16 protein-coding genes are annotated in these 19,626 nt (G+C 75.7%); 7 read left to right on the top strand and 9 right to left on the bottom strand.

Annotated features, from left to right (window positions below):
* The first annotated feature begins 10 nt into the window (after nucleotides 1–10).
* Nucleotides 11–2,104: a S9 family peptidase gene (locus D5H75_RS11570; protein WP_119926378.1), complete on the top strand. Its 2,094-nt coding sequence runs from the start codon at nucleotides 11–13 to the stop codon at nucleotides 2,102–2,104.
* 166 nt (nucleotides 2,105–2,270) lie between these two features.
* On the opposite strand, the gene D5H75_RS11565 is transcribed toward D5H75_RS11570, so the two are convergent.
* Nucleotides 2,271–3,131, bottom strand: coding sequence for an NmrA/HSCARG family protein (locus tag D5H75_RS11565; RefSeq protein ID WP_119926377.1), 861 nt, complete (start codon nucleotides 3,129–3,131; stop codon nucleotides 2,271–2,273).
* Nucleotides 3,132–3,284: 153 nt separating this feature from the next.
* On the opposite strand from D5H75_RS11565, the gene D5H75_RS11560 reads away from it, so the two are divergent.
* Nucleotides 3,285–3,785: a MarR family winged helix-turn-helix transcriptional regulator gene (locus D5H75_RS11560; RefSeq protein ID WP_119926376.1), complete on the top strand. Its 501-nt coding sequence runs from the start codon at nucleotides 3,285–3,287 to the stop codon at nucleotides 3,783–3,785.
* A 65-nt stretch (nucleotides 3,786–3,850) separates the two neighbouring features.
* Here the strand turns inward: D5H75_RS11560 and D5H75_RS11555 are convergent, their stop codons facing one another.
* Genes D5H75_RS11555 through D5H75_RS11545 form a run of 3 tightly spaced genes read right to left on the bottom strand, consistent with a single transcriptional unit; the run spans nucleotide 3,851 to nucleotide 7,916 of the window.
* Nucleotides 3,851–6,202, bottom strand: a complete 2,352-nt coding sequence (locus D5H75_RS11555) for a lanthionine synthetase LanC family protein (RefSeq protein WP_119926375.1) — start codon at nucleotides 6,200–6,202, stop codon at nucleotides 3,851–3,853.
* Nucleotides 6,193–7,539, bottom strand: coding sequence for a hypothetical protein (locus tag D5H75_RS11550; protein WP_119926374.1), 1,347 nt, complete (start codon nucleotides 7,537–7,539; stop codon nucleotides 6,193–6,195). Before D5H75_RS11550 ends, D5H75_RS11555 begins: the two co-directional genes overlap by 10 nt.
* Nucleotides 7,540–7,541: 2 nt before the next feature.
* Entirely contained in the window at nucleotides 7,542–7,916 is a 375-nt protein-coding gene (locus tag D5H75_RS11545; RefSeq protein WP_119926373.1) for a hypothetical protein, read from the bottom strand.
* 208 nt (nucleotides 7,917–8,124) lie between these two features.
* On the opposite strand from D5H75_RS11545, the gene D5H75_RS40850 reads away from it, so the two are divergent.
* From D5H75_RS40850 to D5H75_RS11525, 5 genes are read left to right on the top strand one after another with little or no spacing between them, the layout of a single operon-like run.
* Nucleotides 8,125–8,370: a hypothetical protein gene (locus D5H75_RS40850; RefSeq protein ID WP_147425118.1), complete on the top strand. Its 246-nt coding sequence runs from the start codon at nucleotides 8,125–8,127 to the stop codon at nucleotides 8,368–8,370.
* A complete protein-coding gene (locus tag D5H75_RS11540) occupies nucleotides 8,367–9,092 on the top strand; it encodes an ABC transporter ATP-binding protein (RefSeq protein WP_119926372.1) in 726 nt (241 codons plus the stop codon). Before D5H75_RS40850 ends, D5H75_RS11540 begins: the two co-directional genes overlap by 4 nt.
* On the top strand, nucleotides 9,089–11,551 hold the full coding sequence (locus tag D5H75_RS11535) for an FtsX-like permease family protein (RefSeq protein ID WP_119926371.1): 2,463 nt from the start codon (nucleotides 9,089–9,091) through the stop codon (nucleotides 11,549–11,551). The genes D5H75_RS11540 and D5H75_RS11535 overlap by 4 nt, the downstream gene beginning before the upstream one ends.
* Nucleotides 11,552–12,787 carry a sensor histidine kinase gene (locus D5H75_RS11530; RefSeq protein WP_242454150.1) on the top strand — a complete coding sequence of 412 codons (1,236 nt, stop codon included), beginning with the start codon at nucleotides 11,552–11,554 and terminating at the stop codon, nucleotides 12,785–12,787. It begins immediately after the preceding gene.
* Nucleotides 12,775–13,428 carry a response regulator transcription factor gene (locus D5H75_RS11525; protein WP_119926369.1) on the top strand — a complete coding sequence of 218 codons (654 nt, stop codon included), beginning with the start codon at nucleotides 12,775–12,777 and terminating at the stop codon, nucleotides 13,426–13,428. The genes D5H75_RS11530 and D5H75_RS11525 overlap by 13 nt, the downstream gene beginning before the upstream one ends.
* A gap of 211 nt (nucleotides 13,429–13,639) precedes the next feature.
* Here D5H75_RS11525 and D5H75_RS11520 read toward each other — a convergent pair whose 3' ends face one another.
* The 5 genes from D5H75_RS11520 to D5H75_RS11500 form a co-directional block, all read right to left on the bottom strand.
* Entirely contained in the window at nucleotides 13,640–15,400 is a 1,761-nt protein-coding gene (locus D5H75_RS11520; RefSeq protein ID WP_119926368.1) for an ABC transporter ATP-binding protein, read from the bottom strand.
* The gene (locus D5H75_RS11515; RefSeq protein WP_242454149.1) at nucleotides 15,400–17,037 is read right to left on the bottom strand and encodes an ABC transporter transmembrane domain-containing protein; all 1,638 of its coding nucleotides are present in this window, start codon (nucleotides 17,035–17,037) and stop codon (nucleotides 15,400–15,402) included. The genes D5H75_RS11520 and D5H75_RS11515 overlap by 1 nt, the downstream gene beginning before the upstream one ends.
* A 145-nt stretch (nucleotides 17,038–17,182) precedes the next feature.
* Nucleotides 17,183–17,362: a hypothetical protein gene (locus D5H75_RS11510; protein WP_119926366.1), complete on the bottom strand. Its 180-nt coding sequence runs from the start codon at nucleotides 17,360–17,362 to the stop codon at nucleotides 17,183–17,185.
* Nucleotides 17,363–17,477: 115 nt separating this feature from the next.
* Nucleotides 17,478–18,722 (bottom strand): cytochrome P450 family protein, encoded by a 1,245-nt coding sequence (locus tag D5H75_RS11505; protein ID WP_202638054.1) that lies wholly within the window; start codon nucleotides 18,720–18,722, stop codon nucleotides 17,478–17,480.
* Between the two features lie 18 nt (nucleotides 18,723–18,740).
* Nucleotides 18,741–19,457: a TetR/AcrR family transcriptional regulator gene (locus tag D5H75_RS11500; RefSeq protein WP_242454190.1), complete on the bottom strand. Its 717-nt coding sequence runs from the start codon at nucleotides 19,455–19,457 to the stop codon at nucleotides 18,741–18,743.
* Nucleotides 19,458–19,626: the final 169 nt, after the last annotated feature.

The raw sequence follows: 19,626 nt of genomic DNA, 5'->3' as shown, positions 1-19,626 counted from the left end.
ATGGACCACTATGAGTGAGAGCTTCCCACGCATGCAGGCGCGGACCCGGCGATTCACGCTGGGGGTGCCGCGCGGCTTCACGATCTCGCCCGACGGAGCGCGAGTCGTCTTCCTGCGTACCCGGTCCGGCACCGACCCGGTGACCTGTCTGTGGGAGCTGGACGTGGCCTCCGGCGAGGAGCGCCTGGTCGCCGACCCGCGTTCCCTGTCGGCCGGCGAGGAGGACCTGCCGCCCGAGGAGCGCGCCCGGCGTGAGCGCACCCGTGAGCAGGCCGGCGGCGTGGTCGGATACGCGACGGACGAGGCCGTCTCCGTCGCCGCGTTCGCGTTGTCCGGGCAGCTCTACGCCGCCTCGCTGACCGGTGGGACCGGGGGCGACGCCGTGCGCCTGCTGCCGACGCCCGGCGGGGTGATCGACCCGCGGCCGAACCGGCAGGGCACCCACGTGGCGTACGTCAGCGGGCGGACGCTGCGCGTGATCGAGCTCTCCTCCGGGAGTGACCGGGCGCTGGCCGAGCCGGAGCACGAGCAGATCTCGTACGGCCTGGCGGAGTTCATCGCGGCCGAGGAGATGGGCCGGATGCGGGGGTACTGGTGGTCGCCCGCCGGGGACGCCCTCCTGGTCGCGCGCGTGGACGAGACGCCGGTGCAGCGGTGGAACATCGCCGACCCGGCCAACCCCGGCCGCGAGACGGTCGTCATGGCCTACCCCGCCGCGGGCACCCCGAACGCGGACGTCGAGCTGGTGATCTGCGGCCTCGACGGCGGCCGGGTCCCGGTGCGCTTCGAGGACGAGTACCTCGTGAACGCCGTGTGGAGCGAGCACGGGCTGCTGATCGTGACGCAGCCGCGCGACCAGCGGGCGCTGCGGATCTTCCGGGTGGACCCGGCGACCGGCGCGACCACGCCGGTGAGCGAGGACACCGACCCGGCCTGGGTCGAGATCGTGCCGGGCGTCCCGGCGTTCACCGCCTCCGGCAGGCTCGTCTGGGTCGCCGACTCGGAGGGGGGCCGCCGCCTGGTCGTGGACGGCCGCCCGGTCACCCCGCCCAGCCTCCAGGTCCGCGCCGTCGTGGACGTCGACGGCGAGAGCGTGCTGTTCACCGCCTCAGGGGAGCCCACCGAGATCCAGCTCTGGCAGGCCGCGGGCGGCGTCCTCACCCCGATCACGACCGGCCGGGGCGTGTACGGCGGGCGCCGCGCGGGCGGCACCACCGTGATCACCGAGCAGACCCTGGAGACCGAGGGCGTCACCGTCACCGTCCAGGGCGCGGACGGCACGCAGCGGCCCATCCCGTCGTTCGCCGAACGTCCCGGCCTGGACGTGCGCGTGGAGCTGATGGCCGCCGGGGAGCGCGAGCTGCGCACCGCCGTCATCCTCCCCTCCTGGCACAAGCCGGGCTCGGCGCGGCTGCCCGTCCTCATGGACCCGTACGGCGGGCCGCACGCGCAGCGGGTGCTGTCGGCGCGCGGGGCGTTCCTGGCGAGCCAGTGGTTCGCGGACCAGGGCTTCGCGGTGATCGTCTCCGACGGCCGGGGCACCCCGGCGCGGGGCCCGGAGTTCGAGCGGGCGATCCTCGGCGACCTGGCGACCCCGGTGCTGGAGGACCAGGTGGAGGCGCTGAAGGCCGCCGCCGAGCGGTTCCCCGACGACCTGGACCTGACCCGGGTGGGCATCCGGGGCTGGTCCTTCGGGGGATACCTGGCGGCGCTGGCCGCGTTCCGCCGCCCCGACGTGTTCCACGCGGCGATCGCGGGCGCGCCGGTCACGGACTGGACCCTGTACGACACCCACTACACCGAGCGTTACCTGGGCGACCCGGCCGCCGAGCCCGAGGCGTACGAGCGCTCGTCGCTGATCGAGGACGCCGGGCGCAAGCCCGGGGGCCGCGAGCCCGCGCTGCTGCTGATCCACGGCCTCGCGGACGACAACGTGGTCGCGGCGCACACCCTGCGCCTGTCCTCGGCCCTGCTGGCGGCCGGGCGTCCCCACAGCGTGCTCCCGCTGTCGGGGGTCACCCACATGACACCGCAGGAGGTCGTGGCCGAGAACCTGCTCCTGCTCCAGGTGGACTTCCTCAAGACCGCCCTCGGCGTCGAGTGACGCCACCGCTCCTCCCGGCCGCCGCCTCGCCCGGCCCGCGAGCCGGCGGCCGGACCGCGTGACCGCCTGACCGCTTCGCCGCCCGGCCTCCCGCACCGCCCGGCCCTCTGCACGGCCCGGCCGCCTGTACGGCCCGGCCTCCCGCCCGGGGCCGGGCGGGGGCGGTTCAGCGGGCGGGCGGGGTCCAGTTCTCGCGGGCCCAGTCCGCGAGGGTGCCCAGGCCCTGGTGGGCGGCGCGGACGGCCGGCACGTCGGCCTGGTAGCCCTCCTTGTTGAACCAGGTGAACATGGTCACCACCTCCTCGCCGTACGGCGCCAGCTCCTCGATCGGCTGGGAGCGGAAGCGCACCGGCAGGCCGGCCGCGCGGGCGAAGGAATCGGCGATCTCCTCGCCGGTCAGGGACTCGGCGGCGATCTCGATCCGGCGGCCGAGGTACGTCTCCGGGTCGGCGAACACGTCGGCCGCGATCACGCCGAGGTCGGACGTGGCGATCACCTGGAGGGGCTTGCCCGGGTCGAGCGCGAGCGCGATCTCCAGCTCGTCCCCGGCCCACCGGGGTCCCATGAACGCGAAGTTCTCCGCGAAGAACGCCGGGCGCAGCACCGTCGCGGGCAGCCCGAGCTCCCCGACGCGCCGCTCGATGCGCCACTTGCTCTCGAAGTGCGGGATCCCGGTCCCGCGCTCGGCCCCGCCCACCGACGCGTAGACGAAGTGCCCCACCCCGGCCCGGGCCGCCGCCTCGGCCACCGCGGCGCCCTGCCGCTCCTCGCCCGCCGTACCGTCCGGGCCGCTGAAGGTCTGCACGCTGTAGACGCCGTGCGCGCCCGCCAGCGCGGCGTCCAGCGACGCCGTGTCGTCCATGTCGCCCCGGACCACCTCGGCCCCCAGCTCGGCCAGGTCGCGGGCCCGGCCCGGATCGCGCACGATCGCGCGCACCCGCCGCCCGCGCCGCAGCAGCTCCCTGGCCACCGCGCCGCCCTGCCTGCCCGTCGCCCCGAACACCGCGATCACGTTCTCCGCCGTCATGGCGTGTCCTCCCACCGTTTTCTTTGGCATGCCAATAATTTATGTTGGCATGCCAACTATAGAGGGACGAGAAGCCGAGTCAAGCGAGAAATACGTGCGGACGCCCTGGCCGCGGGCCGGTAATGTGTGGCACGCCAAGTATCGGGAGGGACGATGAGCGATCGGCACGAGGTCAGCCACATGATCGTCCGGGTCGCCCGGGCCCACCAGCTCGCCGCGACGTGCCTGCTGCGCCCGCTCGGCCTCTACCTGGGCCAGGAGCTGCTGCTCATGCGCCTGTGGGAGAGGGACGACCAGTCCCAGGCGGACCTGGCCAAGGCGCTGTCCCTCGACCCGTCCACGGTCACGCGCACCGTGCGCAGCCTCGAACAGCAGGGGCTCCTGACCCGCCGTCCCTCCGAGCGGGACCGCCGCGCCCTCGTCGTCTCCCTCACGGACGAGGGCCGCGCCCTCAGGGATCAGGTGGAGCACGCCTGGTCGGAGCTGGAGCGCGCCGCCCTGGCCGGCATGCCGGACCGGCAGCGCGCCGAGACCCTGCGCGTCCTGCGCCGGCTGGAGGGGAACCTCACCGCCGCGCTGCCGGAGATCCGCGCCGCCTGCCCTCCCGGCGTCCCCGGTGACCCCGGCGATCCCGGTGACCCGCACCACCCCTGACCTCCGCGCCCCCAGCGGGCGCGACCGATCCGGGGCGTTCCGCCCGGGACGCGGGATCGCGCGCCTCAGGCGTACTCGGGCTCGAACAGGGGCATCGCCGCGCGGGCGGGGTCGAGGAGGTCGGCGGCCAGCACCGCGACGCCCGGCGGGCCCTTGTAGAGGCTGTGGGGGTAGCCGGAGCGGCGCGTCTCCTCGATCGCGCGGTTCCCCAGCTCCCGCGCGTTGACCGCCCACTGGGCGTCGCCGGTGGCCCGGTGCAGGGCCGCCAGGGCGTACGCGGCGCCCGCCAGGCCGCAGCACAGGTTGTCGGCGAGGTACGGCTCCTCCCAGACGTTCCACGCGGCGCGCTCGGCCAGCGTCAGGTGGGTCTCGTCGCCGGTCAGCCGGTGGGCCCCGATCCACAGGAACAGGTGCCCCGCGCTGCCGTTGCACCAGCCCGAGGTGTGCTCGGTGCGCATGCGGGCCGCCGGGTCGGACATGATCCGCCAGCGGAGGCCGCGCCCGGTCGGCTCGGCGCACTCGGCCAGCTCCGCGAGGCGGCGTTCCACGCCCGGGGGAGGCGTGCGCCCCGCCGTACGGCACCAGGCCAGGGTGGCGTGGAGGAGGCCGGCCCAGCCGTGGGCGAGGCCCAGGTAGCGGATCTCGCGCTGGACGCGGACCGGGGGCAGCGGGTCCAGCTCGGCCCAGATCCCGGCCATCGTCTCGTCGCCCAGCGCGCGCAGGCCGCCCAGGTCCGCGGCGGGCAGGCGGGAGAGCGCGTTCAGCAGCACCGTCGCGCCGATCAGGATGCTGGAACGGCCGAGGGTGAGATCGGGGTTGGCGCAGGGGTGCCGGGACGCGCGGGTGAAGTCGCCCAGGGCCTCGCGGACGGAGACCACGTCGCCCATCGCGTGCCCGATCAGCGCTCGCACGGCGTGCACGCCGGAGGCCGTGTGGTACGGCGTGACCGCCCCGACGACGTCCGGGGTGATGCCCTGGCCGTCGTCGCGGAAGGCGTCGGCGTCGGCCAGGCCGCGGCGGGCGCGCTCGGCCCACAGGTCGGCCGCGGACAGCAGGCCCGGCTCCTCGCGCAGGCAGGACAGCCGGTACAGGGCGTACGCGATCCCGGCCGCCCCGAAGTACACCGAGGCCCTCGGCGCCGCGGGCAGCCCCTCCGCGTACGGCGGGGCGTCCGGCGACAGCTCCCGGATCACGTCGTCCACCAGCGCCGACGCCGCGCGGCGGTACGCCGGGGGCACCGCGTGCCCGGCCGGCTCCAGCGGCGGGCGGACCGCGTCCAGCCGTACGGCGAACTCGCGCGAGGACGGGAAGCGGTCGCCGGGGGCCTTGGCGAGCGCCCGGGACAGGACCGCCTCGGCCTCGGGCCAGGGGCGGGCGCGCGGGGCGAACGGGAGCGGCGGGTCCTCGGCGATCTGACGCCACATCTCGTGCTTCTCCGCCGAGAACTCCCGGTAGTGGACCCCGGTGAGCAGGTGGTAGAGCAGCGCGGCCACGGCGTACTGCTCGCCCTCGGGGGTCGCCGCCGGGGCGTGGCGGCCGCGCAGGCGGGCGGCGGCGTACTCCGGTTCCAGGTAGTGCGCCACGCCCCCGCGTTCCCCGGGTGCGTCGCCGTCCAGCGCGGCCAGGCCGAAGTCGATCAGGCGGACGCGGCCGTCCCGGTCGGCCAGCAGGTTGCGCGGGTGCACGTCGCCGTGGATCACGCCGCGCTCGTGCAGGACGGCGTAGCAGCGGGCGATCTCGCGGCAGAGTCTGAGCAGGCGTTCGCGCAGGCCCGGCGCGTCCCTGCGGCACTCCCCCGCGGCCGTCGTCACCGGGACCCCGGCGCACCACTCCAGCGCGAGGTACCGCCGCCCGTCGTGCGTCCCCTCGGCCAGCAGCCGGGGCGCGATCCCGCCGCCGAGGCGCGCCAGGACCCGGGCCTCGCGGTCGAGCGCCGCGTCGCGGCACCCCGGCCGCGTGATCTTCACCGCGGCGGGCGAGCCGTCGCGGGCCCGGGCCCGGTAGACCTCGGTGTCCTCCAGCGCCTGCGCGCACTCCAGCACCTCGAACCCCGCGACGACCTCGCCGGGCGCGTAGGAGGGCCCGATGCGGCCGGCGTCCTCCGGCGGCACCAGGACGCGGGACTCCACGAACCGGCCGAGCATCGGGAAGACCTGCTCCAGCGTGGGTTCGGGGGCCAGCCCGCGCGCCCCGCAGTACCTGATCAGCGCGGCCGCGATCGTCACCGGCGCCCGGAACTCCCGCAGCAGGTGCGCCATGTCCGCCCCCACGATCCGCGACCTCGCGCGCGTGCCCGGCCGCGTGAGCGCGTAGTCCCCCTCCTCCCACTCGAACCGCGCCCGCGTCTCCTCCGGCAGCTCCGTCACCGGCACCAGCACCACGTCGGCCGGCATGACGAGCGGTCCCGTCAGGTCCATCCCGCGCCTCCCTCGCCCTCCGCGTCCGCACGGCGCGCCGCCGGACCCTCCGAGTCGTCCCAGTCGCCCCGTCTGTCCCAGCCGTCCCGACCGTCCCGTCTGTCCCGCCCGTCTCGCCCGTCCCGAGCGTCTCGGCCGTCCCAGTCGCCCCGGTCGTCCCGGTAGCCCCGGTCGTCCCAGATGCCCTCGCGGGGGATCCAGGTGTCGGTGTCCACGCCCTCGCACCGCAGCCGGTCCAGCGCGAACCGCCACGGCTCGACCGTGCGCGACCCCCGCGCGGCGATTAGCGCCGCCGCCAGCCGCGTGCACACCCACATGCGCCAGCTCTCGCGCTCCGGCCCCCGGGGCGGGTCCACGCCCCAGGACAGCAGCCCGCCCCCGGCCAGCTCGGCGCTGAACGGCACCCCGTGCGCCGGGCATCCCGCCAGCCGCTCCCCCAGCGTCTCCGCCGCCTCCCGCAGCGGTTCCGGCCGGTCGAAGTACGCCACCAGCTTGTCCGGCCGCAGCAGCCCGTACACGTCGCGGCCGACCTTGAACGCCCGCGCCCCGGCCTCCGCCAGCACGGCCGCCGTCTCGCCGAACGCCTCGCCCAGCGCCTCCGGGGCCGGGCTCACGTAGAGCTTGCAGGTCGTGGCCGGGCGTTCCGCCGTCACATCCCGCCGCCGCCAGGACCGCCACGCCTCGCCGTACGGCGGGGGCATGCGCGTCTCGGCCCAGCGCCGATCCGGCGCCCGCCGGTCCGCGCCGCCGTTCCCCAGGCCCAGCAGCCGCGCGACCGCCGCCTCGTCGGGGAGCGCCGCCAGGCGGGCGGGCGAGGCGGGGATCCGGTTGGCGAAGTAGATCCGGGCCGCCAGGCGGGGCACGTCGCCCAGGTCCAGCCGCTGGCCGTACCGGAGCGCCTCGGCGGACAGGCGGGCGAGCCTGCCCCACTCGGCGGCCGGGACCCGCGGGAAGAGCCGGTCGCAGGCGTCCGGGCCGGAGACGAAGCCGCCGCCGGCGCCGATCTCCAGCACGCCGTCGAGCACGAGTTCGGCGATCGCCCGCTCCCCGTCGCCGCCCAGGCCCTCGGCGACCTCAGGCGGCAGCGGCCCCGGCTCGGCGAGCGCGCGGAACAGCCGGGCGGTGTTGCGGCAGACGGCCTTGGTGCCCAGCCCCGGGTCCCGGACCGGCCGCAGCACGCCGTACGCCTCCGGGGTCCCGGCCAGCAGCTCCCGCTGGGCCGGCGGCAGGTGCTCGGCGGCGACGAGCTCGTAGTGGGCGCCGGCGCGGAACGTCGCCGCCCGGAGGTCCCCGAGAAGACCTCCGGACGCGACCGCGCCGCCGGTGGTGGCGTCCATCCCTAGCCCTCGCCGGCCTCGTCGGCTTCGTCGGCGTCGAGTTCGCCGAGCGCGTCGGTGAGGTACCGCCTCACCAGCTCGACCTCGCCCCGCGAACGCGGCCGCAGCGACTCGGCGACCTCCCGCTCCCGCGCCTCGACCGCCTGCAGCGACTCGCGGAGCTGCGCCTTGATGATCGCGAGCTGCTCCAGCGACCTCGGCAGGACCACCGCCGGGCAGTTCGGCGTGCACGGGGTCCCGTGGGTCTGGTGCGTGACATTGGTGCAGCCCGTGCAGTGGGAGCAGCAGGTGCAGCCCCCGTCGCAGGTCAGCGGGGCCCCGGCGTTCCCCTGTACCGGCAGCACCGTGATCATCAGGTCCTTCACGGCGAACCGCATCGCGTCCTCCCCTGGCCCGGCCGGTCCGCCGTACGGCGGGCAGTGGCGTCCGGGCGCCTGGAAGACGAGCGTGCGGGCGGGGCCGGTGACGCCGCATGAGTACACCCCTACTCAACCGATGTGACGGGGGTCACTACAGCGCGCTGTACCTCGGGTCGGGCAGTCCGCCGGATTCCTGGGGAAAGCCCTGATCCCTAGCGTTCTTCCCATGAGTGATCCGTACCGAATCAGCCCTGAGAACCGTCCCTCCTCCCCTCGTCCGCGCCCGCGCCCGCGCCGAACCCTGAGGGCGGCGCTGCTGTGGATCGTGCTGGCCGCGGGGGTGGCGGTGAACCTGACGGCCAACCTCACGACGCGGGCGGACTTCTCGCCGGTCGGGCTGGCCGGGGGCGTCGTCGCGCTCCTCGCCGGGGTCGGGCTGTTCGCGCACTGGGCGGCGGGGAGGCACGGATGAGCGCCGTCGTGACGCTGGAACGGGTCACCCGCAGGTACGGCGAGCTGACGGCGCTGGACGACGTGACCCTCTCCTTCCCGAGGGGCCGGTTCGTGGCGGTGATGGGCCCGTCGGGCTCGGGCAAGAGCACCCTGCTGAACTGCGCCGCCGCGCTCGACCCGCCCACCTCGGGGTCGGTCGCGATCGGCGGCGTGGACGTGACCCGGCTGTCCGAGGCGCGGCGCACGGAGCTGCGCGGGAAGCACGTCGGGTTCGTGTTCCAGTCCTACAACCTGCTGCCGGTGCTGAGCGTCGAGGACAACATCACGCTGCCGCTGCGGCTGGCGGGGGTGCGGCCGGACCGCGCGTGGCTCGCGGAGCTGGTCGATCGCGTGGGCATCGGCGACCGGCTGCGCCACCGGCCCGCCGAGCTGTCGGGCGGGCAGCGGCAGCGCGCCGCGATCGTGCGCGCCCTGGCCGCCCGGCCGGACGTGGTGTTCGCCGACGAGCCCACGGGCGCGCTCGACCTGCGGACCGCCTCGGCCGTCCTGGACCTGCTGCGCGACCTGGTCGAGGACCTCGGGCAGACCGTCGTCATGGTCACCCACGACCCGGTGGCCGCCTCCCGCGCGCACGACACGCTGGTGATGGCCGACGGCCGGGTGGTGGACGTGCTGGCCTCGCCGCGCCCCGAGGAGCTGGCGGTGCGCCTCACGCGGCTCGCGATGGAGCCGGCCGCGTGAAGGGAACCGGCCGCGTGAAGGGCATGCTCGCGACCGCCGTGGCGATGGCCCGCGCCGGCGGCCTCGCCGTGGTCTTCTTCGCCGTGCTCGGCGGCACCGCCCTGGTCACCGCGGCGGGCGTCGTCGTGGACTCGGCGTTCCGCTCCCAGCCCCCGGTACGGCTGAGCGGGGCCGACGTCGTGGTCTCCGCGCCGCAGTCGATCTCCAGGAAGGAGGACTTCGCGATCGCGCTCCCCGAGCGCGCCACGGTCCCCGGCCCGCTGGTGCGCGAGGTCGCGGCCGTGCCCGGGGTCGCCGGCGCCGTGGGCGACCTGTCCTTCCCCGCCGCCGTCCTCCCCCAGGCCGCCCACGGTCCGGCGCCCGCGAAGGGACCGGCGGCCGATCCGGCGGCGGCGGGGCACGGGTGGTCCTCGGCGCTGCTGAGCGGGCGGCTCGCGGAGGGGCGTGAGCCGCGCGCGGCCGGCGAGGTGGCGCTCGGGCCCGGCCTGCCCGGGCACGTGGGGCGGCGGGTGCGGATCATGGCGGCGGGGCGCCCTGCCGGGTACCTGGTGACGGGCCGGGTCACCGCCCCCGGGATCTACGTGGCCGATCCGGTCGCGGCCGGGCTGGCGGGCCGTACGGCGGGCGCGAAGGCGGGACGGGCCGATCTCGTGGCGGTGCGCGCGGCGCCGGGGGTCCGCGCCGAGGACCTGGCCGAGCGGATCCGGGCGCGGATCGGCGGGCGGTACGAGGTCGCGACCGGGCGGGACCGCGCCGTCGCCGAGTCGCCCGCCATCGGGGCGGCCCGCGAGACGCTGCTGATGCTGCCCGGCTCGATCGGCGGCATCAGCCTGCTCATCGTCGGGTTCGTGGTCGGCGGCGGGATGTCGTTGTCGGTCGACCGGCAGCGGCCCGACCTGGCCCTGCTGCGGGCCGCCGGGGCCACCCCGCGCCAGGTGCGCCGCCTCGTCGGCCTGCAGGCGCTGGCGGCGGCCGTGCCCGCGCTGATCCCGGGGGCGGCCCTGGGCTACTTCCTGGCCGCCCGGCTCGGCGACCTGCTGGTGACCGTCGGGGCGCTCCGCCCCGACCACCCACTGGCGTACGGCCCGCTGCCCGCGCTGGCCGCCGCGCCGCTGTTGCTCGGCGTCGTGCGGGTGGCGTCGTGGGCGGCCTCGCTGCGGGTCTCGCGCATGCCGGTCGCCGCCGGGATCGCGGACGCCCGGGAGCCGTCGCGGCTCCGCACGAACACGGGCCTGCTGATCATGCTCGGCGCCCTGGTGCTGTCCGCCGTCCCGCTCTTCGTGCGCGGTGAGATCGCGGCGGTGGGCCCGGCCACGGCGGCGCTGCTGGCGGTGATCGGGCTGGCGCTGGCCGGCCCCCGGCTGGTACGGCGGGCGGCGGGCGCGCTGGCGTCCTCGCCACTGATGGCCCGGCTGCCGCGCACGGCCTGGCTGGCGGTCCACAACACCCACGGGCACGCGCCGCGGACCGCCGGGGCCGTGGCGGCGCTCGGCATGGCCGTGACGCTGGGGCTGAGCGTGGTGCTCACCCACACGACGCTGGGCCGGGCGCGAACCGACGAGGCGGCGCTGGGCCTGCGCGGGCTGGTCACGCTCACCGCCCCGGCGCTCGGAGGGGTCCCGCACGGCCTGGTCTCCGACGTACGGGACCTCACCCCGGCCACGGCGGTCGCGACGACGACCGTGGTGACCGAGCCGCTGCTGCCGGGCGACGACCCGGAGCTGATGTCCCGGCCGGCGATGGCGCTGGGGCCGGACGCCGAAGGGCTGGTGGACCTGGACGTCGTGGCCGGGGGGCTGGCCGGGCTGCGCGGGAACACGGTGGCGCTGGACGAGGACGCGGGGCGGGTCGGGGACCGCGTCCGCCTGGTCATGGGGGACGGCGCGCGGGTGGAGGCCGTGGTCGTGGCGACGTACCGGCGGTCCCTGGGGTTCGGGCCCATCGTGGTCTCCCGCGACCTGGCCGCCGCGCATACCACGACCGGCCTGGACGGCGCGGTCCTCGCCCGGAAGGCGGACCTCGGCCCGGTGCTCGCGCGCTGGCCCGGGGTCGAGCTGAGCACCGCCCCGGAGGGGCCGCAGGCGGGCGCCGCGTCGGCGCAGCTCCTCCTGAACGTGGCCGTGCTCGCCGTGCTGCTGGGCTACGTGCTCGTCGCCGTGGCGAACCGGCTGGTGGCGACCACGACGGGACGGAGGGAGGAGCTGGCCGGCCTGCGGCGGGTGGGCGCCTCCTCGCGTCAGCTCCGGCGCATGGTCCGATGGGAGGCCGCGCTGATCGGGGCGGCGGCGTGCGGGGCGGGCCTCCTGCTCTCGGCGGTGCCGCTCGCGCTGCTGAGCGCCGGGTTCCTCGGCCGGCCCGTGCCCGCCGGGCCGCTGTGGCTGCTTCCCGCGTCGATGCTGGTGGTCGCGTTGGTAGTCTGGGCCGCCATGGAACTCCCCGCCCGAAAGATGCTCCGTTAGGTGGATTTTTCGCGACTGCGGCGTGACGGCCTCTACCTCCTCGTGTGCCTGCCCTCGGCGATGGCCATGCTGCTCTTCCTCGCGGTGCTGCTCACCGCGCTGACCGCGACGGTGGTGGGCGGGGTGGGCCTCGTGGCCCTCCCCCACCTGCTGGTCTGGCTGCGCCGCTGGGCCGAGTGGCACCGGGGCAGGGCCGCCGCGCTGCTCGGGGTGACGGTCGCCGCGCGGGAGACGCGGCTCCCGAGGGGGATCCGCGCGCAGTGGCGCAACATCGCGGGCGACCGGGAGATCATGCGTGATCTGCGGTGGGCGGTCCTGCACGTCGCCACCGGGCTGCCCGCCGGGCTGGCCGCGCTGGTGATCCTCGGCCTCGTGGTGAACGCCGTGGTCCAGACCCCGGTCTGGTGGCTGTTCCCGGCCGACGAGCCGCTGCGGTTCCTGGTGTACGTCCCGGTCACGAACTGGACCAACGCGATCCTGCTGGGCCTCGCGCAGGCGGTCATCGGGGCGGCGCTGGTGGGCTGGACGTTCCCGCCCATGGCCCGCGGGCTCGCCCGGCACTGCCTGCGGGCGCTCGAGCCCACCCATGAGGAGCGGCTGGCCGAGCGGGTCGGCGAGCTGGCCGAGAGCCGGGCCGAGGTGCTCGACGCCCACGCCGCGGAGCTGCGCCGCATCGAGCGCGACCTGCACGACGGCGCGCAGGCCCGGCTGGTGTCGATCGCGATGCTGCTGGGCGTGGCCAGGGAGACCCTGCCCGACCAGGACGGCCCGCTCGCCCGGCTGCTCCGGCAGGCGCACGAGGGCGCCGAGGAGGCCATGTCCGAGCTGCGGGGCGTCATCCGCACGATGTACCCGCCCATCCTGGCCGACCGGGGCCTGCCCGGGGCCGTCGCCGCCGTGGCCGCCCGGGTGCCCGTGCCCGTCGAGGTGACCCTGGGCGACCTGGGCCGCGTCCCCGCCGCCGTCGAGGCCGCCGCCTACTTCATCGTGGCCGAGGCCATCACCAACGTGTCCCGGCACAGCGGCGCCGCCCGCGCCGCCGTACGGCTGGCGCGGCGCGACGGGACGCTGGTCGTCGAGGTCACCGACGACGGGCGCGGCGGCATCGACGAGAGCCGGGGCACGGGCGTCGCGGGCATCCGCAAGCGGGCCGCCGCCCTGGACGGCACGGTGCTGGTGGACAGCCCGGCCGGAGGACCGACCACACTCACCGTGGAGCTGCCGTGCGCGTCGTGATCGCCGAGGACAACGTCCTGCTGTCGGCCGGGCTGGAACTCCTGCTCGGCACCAGGGGCATCGAGGTCGCCGCCGTCGTCACCGACGGCCCCGGCCTGGTCGAGGCCGTGGACCGGGACCGCCCCGACCTGGTCATCGCGGACGTGCGGCTGCCGCCCAGCTTCCGCGACGAGGGCGTGCGCGCCGCGCTGGAGGTACGGCGGAAGCACCGGGGGCTGCCGGTGCTGGTGCTGTCGCAGTACGTCGAGAAGGTGTACGCCCGCGAGCTCATCGCCGACGGGCTCGGCGGCGTCGGCTACCTGCTCAAGGACCGCGTCGGACGGGTCGCCCAGTTCGTGGACGACCTGCGGCGGGTGGCCGACGGCGGCACGGTGATGGACCCGGAGGTCGTCGCCCAGCTCATGGCGAGCCGCACCGGCAACGCCCTCGACCGGCTCACCAACCGCGAACGCGAGGTGCTGTCCCTGATGGCCCGCGGCCTCAGCAACGCCGAGATCGGCGAACACCTCACGGTCACCGACAACGGCGTCCACAAGCACATCGGCAACATCTTCGCCAAACTGGGCCTCCCCCCGTCCGACGGCGGCCACCGAAGAGTCCTCGCGGTCCTCACCTTCCTGGACCACCAGCCCCCGCCATGACCCCCGTCCCCGCCGCGCCCACCCCTCGCGCTCCCGGCCGCGCCCTCGCCCCCCTCGCGCTCCCGGCCGCGCCCTCGCCCTCGCCCTCGCCCTCGCCCGTGATCTTGCAATCACGCCCCGCCGCCGACGCACCCGACGCCTCGGCGACTCCCGAGGGAGGGCGTGATTGCAAGATCACGGGAGGATTGGGGTGTGGGGGTTGGGGGCTGGGTTATTGGCGGGGCGTGACGGAGGGGCGGGCGTGCCAGGAGCGCCAGAGGGCGGCGTAGGCGCCGTCGCGGGCGACCAGTTCGTCGTGGGAGCCCAGCTCGCTGATGCGGCCGTCCTCGACCACCGCCACGCGGTCGGCGTCGTGGGCCGTGTGGAGGCGGTGGGCGATGGCGATCACCGTGCGGCCCTGGAGGACCGCCGCGAGCGAGCGCTCCAGGTGCCGGGCCGCGCGCGGGTCGATGAGCGAGGTCGCCTCGTCCAGGACCAGCGTGTGCGGGTCGGCCAGCACCAGGCGGGCCAGCGCGAGCTGCTGGGCCTGGGCGGGTGACAGCGCGTGCTCGCCCGACCCGGTCTGGGTGTCCAGGCCCTCGGGCAGCGCGTCCACCCACTCCTCGGCGTCCACGGCGCGCAGCGCCTGCCGTACCTGCTCGTCGGTCGCGTCCGGGCGCGCGATCAGCACGTTGTCGCGCAGCGTCCCGCGGAACACGTGGTGCTCCTGGGTGACCAGCGCGACGTGTCCGCGCAGCTCGTCCAGCGGCAGTTCGACCAGCGGCACGCCGCCGACCGTGACCGAGCCGGAGCGCGGGCCGTGGATGCCGGCCAGCATGCGGCCGAGCGTGGACTTGCCCGCGCCAGAGGGGCCGACCATGGCCAGCCGCTCCCCCGGGGCGACCGTGAGCGACACGCCGTGCAGCACGTCGCGGCCCTCCCGGTAGGCGTACCGGACGTCCTCGGCGACCAGCGCCTCGCCGGCGGGCCGCGCCTCGCCCGGCGTGCGGTCGTCGGGCACGGCGGCCACGCCGAGGAGGCGGGCCATGGACGCGCCGCCGACCTGGAGCTCGTCGATCCACATGAGCAGCCGGTCCACCGGGTCGATGAGCTGCTGGACGTACAGCGTCGCCGCGACGACCTGCCCGAGTGCGACCCAGCCCTCCAGGTAGAACAGGCCGCCGAAGAGCAGCGTCGCCACGATCGGCACGACGTATCCGGTCTCCACCGCCGGGAACCAGACGGTGCGCAGCCGGAGGGTGTACCGCTCGGCGGCCCAGGAGCGGGCGATGTCGCGCTGGGCCCGGTCGTACCGCCGCTGCCGCAGGCCCAGCGCCTCGACCGTGCGCGCGCCCTCGACGGTCTCGGTCAGGCCCTCGATCATGTCGGCGTACGCCGCGTTCTCCGCGAGGTACCCGTCGCGGGCGCGCTTGAGGTACCACCGCGTGGAGATCCACAGCACCGGCACCGCGAGCAGCGACGGCAGCAGGAGCAGCGGCCCGACCAGCGCCAGCGCGCCGATCGTGAACGCGCACGCCACCAGCGCGATCAGCGTCTCGGGTACGGCGTGCCGCACGGTGCGGCTGAGCGCGTCCACGTCCCGCGACGTGCGGCTGATCAGGTCGCCGGAGCCGGCGCGCTCCACGGTGGACAGCGGGAGCGCGAGCACCCGTTCCACGAACTCCTCGCGCAGCTCGGCGAGCACCTTCTCGCCCAGCCGGGACGAGGCGTAGACGGCGTACCTGACGAGCACCGCCTGCGCGACCACGAATCCCGCGATCGCCAGCACCATGAACGCCACGTCGGCGCCGGAGCCGTCCTTCACGTCCTGCACCAGCTCGCCCAGCAGGCGGGGCGCGGCCAGCCCCGCCCCGGCGGCCAGCCCGTGCAGGCCCAGCGCGAGCGCGAGCTGCCGCGGGTACTTCAGCGTCAGCCGGCGGGCGTACGCGCGCACCTGCGCCTGGTCGGCGACCGGCAGGATCTCGCTCGCCATCAGTCCTCCCCTCGCGTCACGGCCGCCCGGTAGCCCGGCTCGGCGTCCAGCAGGTCCCGGTGTGCCCCCACGGCGGCCACCACCCCGTCCTCGACGTAGATCACGTGCTCGGTCCTGTCCAGCACCAGCGGGCTCGTCGTGCACACCACGGTCGTACGGCCCGCGCGCGCCTCGGCGAGCCGGTCGGCGATGCGCGCCTCGGTGTGCGCGTCCACCGCGCTCGTCGGCTCGACCAGGATCAGCACCTCCGGGTCGGCGGCGAGCGCCCGGGCCAGCCGCAGCCGCTGCCGCTGCCCGCCGGAGAACTCGCGCCCCGACTCGGCGACCCGCCCGTCCAGCCCCTCCGGCAGCGCCGCGACGATGTCCTCCGCGCACGCCGCCCGCAGCGCCAGCCGTACGGACTCGTCCGTGGCCCGGCCGGTGACGTCCAGCTCGTCGCGCAGCCGCCCGGCGAACAGGCGGGCCTCGTTGTCGGCCACGAGCACGCGCCGCCGTACCTCGTCCACGGGCAGCTCGGCCAGCGGGACGCCGCCGAAGAGCACGTCGCCGTGGGAGTACCGCCCGAGCCGGTCGGCGATCGCGATCGCGTCCTCGGGCCGGTTGGCGGCGATCGCGGTGAGCGCCCCGGCGGTGACGGTCACCCCGGACTCACGGTCCTCCAGGTCGCCGCCGGGAGAGGCGCCGGTCCCGCCGGAGATCTCCGGCTCCAGCCCCAGGATGCGGATCACGCGGCGCGCGGCCACGTGCCCCTTGGTCAGCTTGTCGGCCGCCTCGGTGATCGTGCGCAGCGGCGCGATCAGGAAGACGGCGTACCCGTAGAAGGAGACCAGCTCGCCGGCCGAGATGCGGCCGTCCAGCGCGAACGTCGCGCCCAGCCAGGTCACGCCCGCGATCAGCAGCCCGGGGAGGAGGACCTGCGCCCCTTCGAGCAGCGACTCGACCCCCGCGACCCGGACACCGGCCCGCCGCGTGAGCTGCGACTGGTCGCGGTACCGCGCCGAGAAGACGTCCTCGCCGCCGACGCCGCGCAGCACCCGCAGGCCGGACACGATGTCGGAGGCCCGGGTCGCCAGCTCCCCCTGCAGGTCGCGGTGCTCGTGCTGCCGCCGGTGCAGCGGTCGCAGCAGCGGCCCGACGGCGGCCAGCATCACCGGCACCCCGACCAGCACCAGGAGCCCCAGCGGCAGCGAGGTGGCCAGCAGGATCACGGTCACGACCACGATCGCGACCACGGCCCCGGTCCCCCGCACCAGGATGTCCAGCGCCGACCCCAGATGCGCGATGTCGGAGGTGCCCACGCTGACGACCTCTCCGGAGGAGAGCCGCTTGGGCAGCGTCGCCCCCAGCCGGGCCGACTGCCGGGCAGTGAGCTGCACGGTCCGGTACGCCGCGGCGAGCCAGTTGCGCACCGCCACCCGGTGCCGGAGCATCCCGGCCACCGCCTGGAGCACCCCCAGCCCGAGCAGCACGAGCGCCCACCGCACCAGCCCCCCGGCGTCATCCCGCCCGAGCGCGTCCACGGCCCGCCCGATCACCGCCGGGACGAACGCCTGCCCCAGCCACCACAGCACCGCGAGCGAGATCCCGGTCCCGAGCAGCCGCCCCTGCCGCCGCACGTTCCACCAAAGGAACCGCACAGGCCCGCGAATATCAGGTACGCCGGGATCGGCCTCAGGAAAGGAGCGCATAACCAGGAAACACTCACAGATTCCCTTAACCCCGGCAAACCATTTTCCCGCCCCACCACCCCCACCCCCACCTCCTGACCAGCCCGAACACCCCCTACCGAACCCGCACCGCCTCGCCCACCTCGCCGCGCACGAGGGCGGTCACCACCTCCCGCCCGAGCACCTCGGCGGCGCCGGGCAGCGGGGCGGCCCGCAGCATGCCGTACAGGACGTCGGCGAAGGGCTGCAGCCGGAGAGCCGCGACGATCTCCCCGGCCTCCGCCGTTTCCCCCACCGCGACCAGCCGGGCGCAATCCCTGTCGCGGGCGCTCCGCCGTACGGCCGGGAGGAGCCGTACGGCGGGGCGGGGGCGTACGGCGGGGCGGGGGCGTACGGCGGGGCGGGGGCGGTCAGAGGTGGACGGGGAGGGCCGTCAGGCGCCAGGAGGCGGGGAGGAAGTCCCTGCGGAGGGACTCGCGGGGGACGGCCAGGGACAGGCCGGGGTAGGCGGCGAAGAGGCGGGTCAGGGCGACCTCGGCCTCCTGGCGGGCGAGGGCGGCCCCCAGGCAGTAGTGGAGGCCGTGACCGAAGCCGACGTGAGTCTCGCGGTGGGCGCCGGGGTCGCGGGTGATGTCGAGCCTGTCGGGGTCGGGGTAATGGCGGGGATCCCGGTTGGCGCCGACCAGGATGGCCATGACCGGGGTGCCCTTGGGGATGAGGACGCCGGAGAGGGTGACGTCCTCGGTGGGGTAGCGGAACTGGGTGCCCTGGACGGGCCCGCACCAGCGCATCAGCTCGTGGACGGCGCGGGGGGCCAGGGCGGGGGCGGCGCGGAACCTCTCCAGTTGGTCGGGATGGGTCAGGAGGGCTTCCACGCCGTTGGAGATCAGGTGCGCCGTGGTCTCGTGCCCGGCGACCATCAACGTGATGATCATGGTCACGAGCTCGACGTCCGTGAGCCGGTCGCCGTCCTCGTCGTGGGCGCGGATGAGCGCGGTCAGCAGGTCGTCGGCGGGGTGCTCGCGGCGGTGGGCGATCAGCGCCTGGGAGTTGGCGACGATCTGCTTGAGGGGTTCGGTGATGGCTCCCGGCTCGACGGAGTTGAGGCCCCTGCTCCACTCGCGCCAGTGGCCGCGGTCCTCCTCCGGGATGCCGACGAGCTCGCAGATGACGGTGATCGGGAGGGGGTAGGCGAAGTGCTCCACCAGGTCCACCACGCCGTCCTCGCCGGCCATGTCCGGCAGCGTCTCGATGAGGGCGGCGGTGATCTCCTCGACGCGGGGCCGCAGGTCGAGGACGCGGCGGGCGGTGAACGCGCGGGAGACCAGACGGCGCAGGCGGATGTGGTCCTCGCCGTCGGAGTCCAGGACGCTGCCCAGGATGTACTTGGCGTATTCGGGAGGGATCCGGCGCATCGCGATCAGTTGCTCGCGGACGTTGCCCGCGTTCGCGCCGGGCACGTTCGCGGGGTTGTTCACGAACCGGCGGTCGGCGAGCACGGTGCGGACGTCGTCGTACCGGGTGACCACCAGGATCCGTGACGGCGCGTCCCCGAAGACGGCCGGGGCGACGGGGGCGCTCTCGCGGATGCGGGAGAACGCGGTGAACGGGTCGCGCAGGAGTTCGGGGTCCATGAGGTTGACGGTCTGGGACATGACGTGCCTCCGTCCTTGTCAGGGCACTTGCCGCCTGCCGATCTCCTCGTCCATGAGGTCGAGCAGACGCTGGTAGTGGTCGGCGGCTCTCGCGGCCGCCGCGTGCAGGGCGGCGGGGTCGCCGGGCGTCTCGAACGCGGTCCGGACGACGTCGGCGACGATCGCCGCGTTCTCCTCGTGGGAGGGGTACGGCGCGGGCTTGAGCGGTTCGAGGGCCAGGAATCCGGTGAGGATCGCCGAGTAGGCGTGGATCTGCGCCTCCAGGCCGGGCTCCCCGCGGATCAGGCCGTGGTCGCGGAGCAGCCGGAAGTGCGCCTCGACGACCCTGTCCCGCTCCTCGACCAGGCCCCCCATGACCTCCGCCGCGCTCGCGCCGAGCGCCCCCAGCGTCGTGAGGTCCCCCAGCAGCACCGCCCGGGCCACCGGCTCCTCGTGCGCCCAGAGGTATCCCGCGCGCGCCATCTCGCTGAGCAGGACGCCCTCGCCCCGCTCCCGCATCCCGGCGACGACCCGCGCCATCAGCCCGCGCTGGGCCCGGAGCAGCACGGTCAGGAAGAGCTGCTCCTTGGTCGCGAAGTGCAGGTAGATCGTGCCCTTCCCGACCCCGGCCCGGCGCGCCACCTCGTCCACGGTGACCCGGGGGTACCCCCACGCGACCAGCAGTTCCCCCGCCGCGTCCAGGATCCGCCCCGCCCGCCGCTCCCGCGCCGGTTCACCTCGCCCGGCCACCCGCACGCCGCCCAAAGCCCCTCCATATGACCAGAACGACGATCTCGGTCATCGAGTCAACGCTAACCCTCGCGGCCGCCGCCCACAATCCCCGATCCCGCCGGCGTCCCGCGGATCTCGCGCTTCTCCCCATGGGCCTCCGCGTCTCGCCGTACCGCTCCCGAGGCTCGCCCCG

Source organism: Bailinhaonella thermotolerans, from assembly GCF_003594875.1.
Lineage (GTDB): Bacteria > Actinomycetota > Actinomycetes > Streptosporangiales > Streptosporangiaceae > Bailinhaonella > Bailinhaonella thermotolerans.
Note: the sequence above shows the minus strand (reverse complement) of the source record. Positions and strands in the feature narration are given on the sequence as shown.